Source organism: Ideonella sp. P3_A4 (assembly GCF_056403075.1).
Genome location: NZ_JBFUGE010000450.1, coordinates 1 through 4,926 on the forward strand (window position 1 = coordinate 1; position 4,926 = coordinate 4,926).

Genomic DNA, 4,926 nt, shown 5'->3' on the forward strand with positions numbered 1-4,926 from the left:
GTGCAGCTGCTGGCCGGCGGCGGTGAGTGCGAAGCCGCCACGGCCACGCTGCGCCAGGCGTGTGCCGACGCGGGTCTCCAGCTCCTTGAACTGCCGGCTGACGGTGGACAGATCTGCCTGCAGCTCGGCGGTCGCGGCCGAGAAGCCGCCGGCCGCGACGACCACGCAGAACAGGCGCAGCTGGCGCAGCTCGGCTTCGTCGACCGGTGCCAGCGCGCGCGCCGCGTCGCCGGCGAACAAGGCTGCGGGGTCGACAAGTGAACTTGCGCGGCGCGTCATGGGTGGTGGGCCGGTCCCGGGCTAGGCTTCGGGCTTCGGCTTGTGCAGGGCTGGCGGGCATGTTGCCAGAGCCACCGCGGCGCGGCCGACCGGAACACCTGTGCCATGACCCAGTTCGCCTTCATGTCTGCCTCGACCTTTCTCAAGGTGCCGTCAGCGCATGGCGGCGCGCCGCGCCCCTTCGGCCTGGCCGGCCTGGCCTGGGATGGCTCGACCACCAACCGGCCCGGCGCACGCTTCGGCCCGCGGGCGATCCGCGAGGCCAGCCACATGCTGTGCGACGCGATCCATCCGCTGTTCGACGTCAGCCCCAGCGAGGCACTGGACGACCTGGGCGACCTGCCCCTGCCGAACACCGGCATCGACGGCATGCGCGCCGCCTTCGCGCAGCAGCTGCCGGCGCTGCTGGCGCGCCAGCACATGGTCTGGCTGGGCGGCGACCACTCGGTCACCTTGCCGATCCTGCGTGCGCAGCGCGAGCGCCTGGGCCAGCCTTTGGCGGTGATCCATTTCGATGCGCATTGCGACACCTGGACCGACCACTTCGGCGAACCCAGCGGCCACGGCACCTGGGTCTACGAGGCCTTCCAGGAAGGGCTGGTGGTGCCCGAATGCTTCACGCAGATCGGCATCCGCTCGGCCGGCGAGCGTGAGGCACGCGACTACGTGCGCGACCAGGGCGGCCAGATCTTCACCGCGCGGGATCTGCGTGGCCGCGAGAACAGCACGCAACTGGCCGAGGTCACCGGCGCCATCCGCCAGCGCCTGGCCGCCCATGGCCACCCGCCGCTGTACCTGAGCCTGGACATCGACTGCCTGGACCCGGCCTTCGCCCCCGGCACCGGTACGCCCGAGCCCGGCGGCCTGACGACCAACCAGGTGCTGACCTTGCTCGAAGACCTGGCCGACCTCGATTTCGTCGGCATGGACTGCGTAGAGGTGGCGCCGCCGTACGACCACGCGGAGCTGACCTCGTATGCCGCCGCCGCCTTCGTCTGGACCTACCTGGCGGGGCGCACAAGGCGTGGCCAGCAGCCATCCCACGATCGTTGGAAGTAGCCGCCTTTTCAGCCCGATTCAGGCCCTGTTGCAGCGGCCGCCGAAGGCGTATCCTCAGTTTGGGCGAGCGTCCCACGGGAGGTTGGCATGCGTCAGTTCATTCGGCACCCCATCGACGTTCCGATCGAGATCGGTATCGGAAACGAAGGCCCCGCGTCGGGCTACCACACGCATGACATCAGCCTCGGTGGCCTGGCGTTTCGCTCGGGCTGCGCGGTGACGCCGGGTGTGATGGTCGACATCAGCATTGGCTACGTCCAACCGCCGTTCCAGGCCCACGCCCGGGTGGCGTGGTGCAAGCCGCACCCCTTGAGCGGCTACGAACTCGGCGTGACCTTCCTTGATGACGACGACGCCTTCCGCGCCCGCATGGTCGAGCAGCTGTGCCACATCGAAGACTATCGCCGCGCGGTGCATCGCACCGAGGGCCGGGTGCTGGACGTGGACGAAGCGGCGGCCGAGTGGATCGAGAAGTACGCGGCGCACTTTCCCGAGATCGGCGCGAGCAGCCGGATTCACCACTGACGGCGCGAGCGCGCGTCGCCGGGCCGAGCAGGCCACGCCGTCGCCGACATCGGCGCCACCCGCAACCCCTAGGAGCGCCAGGGCATAGGGTGTCGCTTCCGTTCGAAGAACCTGATAATGAGAGGCGTGTAAACGTTTACACGCGCACTTCCTCGTGCAACAGGGGATTCAGGCTCTTGTCAGGCAATGAGCAATACCGTGCATCTGGTGGAGCAACCGCCTCGCCACCAGCCGTCTATGCCAACGCGTTCGCTCGCGCTTGCCGCGCCAGCGACGTGCCGGGGCCGCAGCTCCGATCCGCGTGTGGCCGGCCGGCTGGTCACTGCAGTCCCAGGCTGTAGTGCCCGGCGGCGGCCAAGGGCAACGAACGCAGGTCGAGGCGGGTCGGCCCCAGCTTCAGATCGGGCTGGTTCAGGCCGTTGCCCAGGGCCCCGTGCACCGCGTGGCCAAAGCCGATCACATGGCCCCAGGCGTCAATGCCGAAACCATGGTGGCGGCCGAGCGTGAACCGACGGTATGGATCGAGCGCCGGGCGACGCCGCAACGTGTTGGCGAGCGGCGGCGCTTCGTATGGAGACAGCACCTGGCTGTTGCCCAAGCTGAAGGTTTCGCCGTCGCCGGTACGAACGATGGCCATGTCACCGCCCAGCCACAGCGCCTGCACCTCAAACAGGCCGGTGATGCGGGTCGGTGACTCCATCGCAGCCATGTTGTCAGTGCCCGGGGCCAGGCCCAGGCCGACGCCCATGAGGCCCCAGCCCCAGACCGATCCATCGTCCAGCAAGGCCAGGCAGAACGACGCACCGGCGTGCACCGACCGCACGGTGCCCAGGCCTTGCACCTGGCCGGGCAGCGGGTCGAAGCGGGGCTTGCCCCGCCCGAGCTCGCCCTGCAGGCCCATGCCCCAGGACCACAAGCCACCGTCCTGGTCGACGGCATATGCCGCCATGCCAGCCGGGTCGCAAGCCACAAACCGGATCGGCGGCAGGCCTTCAACGCAGGCCGGCGCCGAATTCATCTGCGGCCAGGACTCGGCCTCTGGCCGACCCAGGCAGGCCGGCCCGCCCCACGCCCAGACGCGGCCGCTGCAGTCGAGAGCCAAACCGTTCTCGGCGCCCAGCGCCAATTGCCGGATCGGCGGCAGGTTCCACAGCTGTCCCGGTGTCGCAAAAGGCGGCGTCGACGTCCTGCGCGCAGCGCGGCTCTCTTCACTGCCGTCGAGCAGCGACACCCGCTTGCCGATGGGCGCCGCGCGACCGAGCGATCCCCCCACATCCCAGCCCCAGGACCAGACATGCCCGTCCTGGTCCAGTGCCAACGCGGAGTTGGCATTGCAGCAGGCGGCGCTGATGGCCGGCAGGCCCGGCACCGGTCGCGGCAGCAACACGTCCGGCCCTGGGCCGCTGCCGGCCTGGCCCAGATGGTTGGCGCCCCACACGTGCAGTTGGCCTGCGGGCGCCGCACGTGGCGGCGCCGTGGCGAGTGCGCTCGATTCGACCGCTTCCGTCAGTGCCATCGCCTGCGCCGTCACTGCCAAGCCGTCCATTGCTTCGACCGATCCGCCCACCTCGTCATGGCCGCGTGCCGGGGCATGCGGGGCGAGGCTGAACCAGGTTGTTCAGATGGGTTGGAAGTTAGCCGCGGGCCTGGGCGCCGCCAAGTATCTGGACGATGACACTGAGTATCTTGTGGGGAGACAAGCGCACCGTGAACGACACCGCACTTGAGTCATTCGCCCTGTTGCCGACCGTGATGACCGTCGTCGAAACGGGCAACTTTGCCCGTGCGGCGCAGGCGCTCGGCGTGAACCGGGCGGCCATCAGCAAACGCATCATGCAGATCGAAGCCAGCCTCGGTGTCGCATTGTTCGAGCGCAGCTCGCGCAAGGTGGCGTTGACGCCAGCGGGCCATGTGCTGCTGCAGCGCTATCGCGATGCCAGCGCCACGCTGGCCGCGGGCATCGACGAAGCGCGCACGACGATGAGTGCCGTGAAAGGCAGGGTGGTGGTGAGCTGCGGCTCGTCGGCTGCCGTTCACGTGGTTGGGCCAGCGCTCTACAGCTTCGCCGCCGAGCACCCCGACATCCAGATCGATCTGGTGGCCGCGCAGGACGAGCCGTACAAGGTCGAAGCCGACATCGAGTTGCGAGTCACCGATACGCCGCCGCTGGACCGATCGGTTCGAATGCTGGGCACGGTCAACTGGCAGCTTTGCGCCAGCGTCGACTACCTGACGCGCTTCGGCACGCCGCAGTCTGCAGAAGACCTGACCGCCCACCGCTTCGTCGTGCCACCGGGTTACGACCGGCCCTCCGTTCTGGAGCACCGGACGACCGGACGCCGGGTCACCGTGGTGCCGCGTTGCCCGCTGACGTCCAACATCCATGAAGCCATCCTCGAGCTGGTGCAGCGCGGGTTCGGCATCGGCTTGTTGCCCAGCTACCTGCTGTTCTTTCAGCGCAGCGCGCAGCCGCTGCAGGCCGTCTTGCCCGACTGGCGACTCAGCGGCCAGCCGCCCGAGGCGCTCTATGCCATCCATGCACCGGCGAAGTTCCTGCGCGCCAGTACCCGGGCGGTGCTCGACCACATCAGCGCGCTGGCGGCTGGCATGCCGAACGCTGCGGGTGCGGTGGCGAAGACCGATCGCGCAGCTGCCTGAGAAACGCCCGCCCACCCCAAAGGCGTGTTCATCGCCGGCTCGCGCAGTCTGCGGTTGCCAAGTGGCTTGGGTGCCGTGAAAATGGACTGATGAATTTTCATGAACAGGGCGACGAAGTTCGGCAACCTCTGAGCACCGGGCTTCGTTCCTGGGGTGGCCTGGCTGCGGTGTTCGCCTCCACCTGCCTCGGCCTGGTGGCGCTGTTCATGTTCTTCCCCTTGCTGCTGTTCACGCTCAAGGGGCTGGGCTGGTCTGACGCCTGGGTGGGCTGCGTGGCAGCGACCGAGTGGCTCGGCCTGGCGCTCGGCACGCCGTTCGTGGCTGCATGGGTGCGGCGCATGGGCCTGCGGCGGGCCTTCCTCGTCAGTGGGCTGGTGCCCTTCGCCGCCTACCTGGCCATCACGC

The 4,926-nt window shown here is 68.9% G+C and carries 5 protein-coding genes and 1 pseudogene; 4 read left to right on the forward strand and 2 right to left on the reverse strand.

The window, feature by feature from the left end; translation table 11 throughout:
• Positions 1-279: helix-turn-helix domain-containing protein (locus AC1DYI_RS26485; protein ID WP_477207117.1), on the reverse strand; the 279-nt coding region annotated here is incomplete at its 3' end.
• A 105-nt stretch (positions 280-384) separates the two neighbouring features.
• On the opposite strand from AC1DYI_RS26485, the gene speB reads away from it, so the two are divergent.
• Both speB and AC1DYI_RS26495 read left to right on the forward strand, forming a co-directional pair.
• Positions 385-1,338 carry an agmatinase gene (speB, locus tag AC1DYI_RS26490; protein WP_477207118.1) on the forward strand — a complete coding sequence of 318 codons (954 nt, stop codon included), beginning with the start codon at positions 385-387 and terminating at the stop codon, positions 1,336-1,338.
• A gap of 87 nt (positions 1,339-1,425) precedes the next feature.
• Positions 1,426-1,863: a PilZ domain-containing protein gene (locus tag AC1DYI_RS26495; RefSeq protein ID WP_477207119.1), complete on the forward strand. Its 438-nt coding sequence runs from the start codon at positions 1,426-1,428 to the stop codon at positions 1,861-1,863.
• A 319-nt stretch (positions 1,864-2,182) separates the two neighbouring features.
• Here AC1DYI_RS26495 and AC1DYI_RS26500 read toward each other — a convergent pair whose 3' ends face one another.
• On the reverse strand, positions 2,183-3,409 hold the full coding sequence (locus tag AC1DYI_RS26500; RefSeq protein ID WP_477207120.1) for an RCC1 domain-containing protein: 1,227 nt from the start codon (positions 3,407-3,409) through the stop codon (positions 2,183-2,185).
• A 125-nt stretch (positions 3,410-3,534) separates the two neighbouring features.
• On the opposite strand from AC1DYI_RS26500, the gene AC1DYI_RS26505 reads away from it, so the two are divergent.
• Positions 3,535-4,521: a LysR family transcriptional regulator gene (locus AC1DYI_RS26505; protein WP_477207121.1), complete on the forward strand. Its 987-nt coding sequence runs from the start codon at positions 3,535-3,537 to the stop codon at positions 4,519-4,521.
• 89 nt (positions 4,522-4,610) lie between these two features.
• Positions 4,611-4,926, forward strand: a pseudogene (locus AC1DYI_RS26510) (hypothetical protein); the annotation flags it as partial.

Bases quoted from the DNA above. Each gene is read 5' to 3' on its own strand.
- AC1DYI_RS26495 (WP_477207119.1), top strand. From the start codon at position 1,426: ATGCGTCAGTTCATTCGGCACCCCATCGACGTTCCGATCGAGATCGGT.
- AC1DYI_RS26500 (WP_477207120.1), bottom strand. From the start codon at position 3,409: ATGGACGGCTTGGCAGTGACGGCGCAGGCGATGGCACTGACGGAAGCG.
- speB (WP_477207118.1), top strand. From the start codon at position 385: ATGACCCAGTTCGCCTTCATGTCTGCCTCGACCTTTCTCAAGGTGCCG.
- AC1DYI_RS26505 (WP_477207121.1), top strand. From the start codon at position 3,535: ATGACACTGAGTATCTTGTGGGGAGACAAGCGCACCGTGAACGACACC.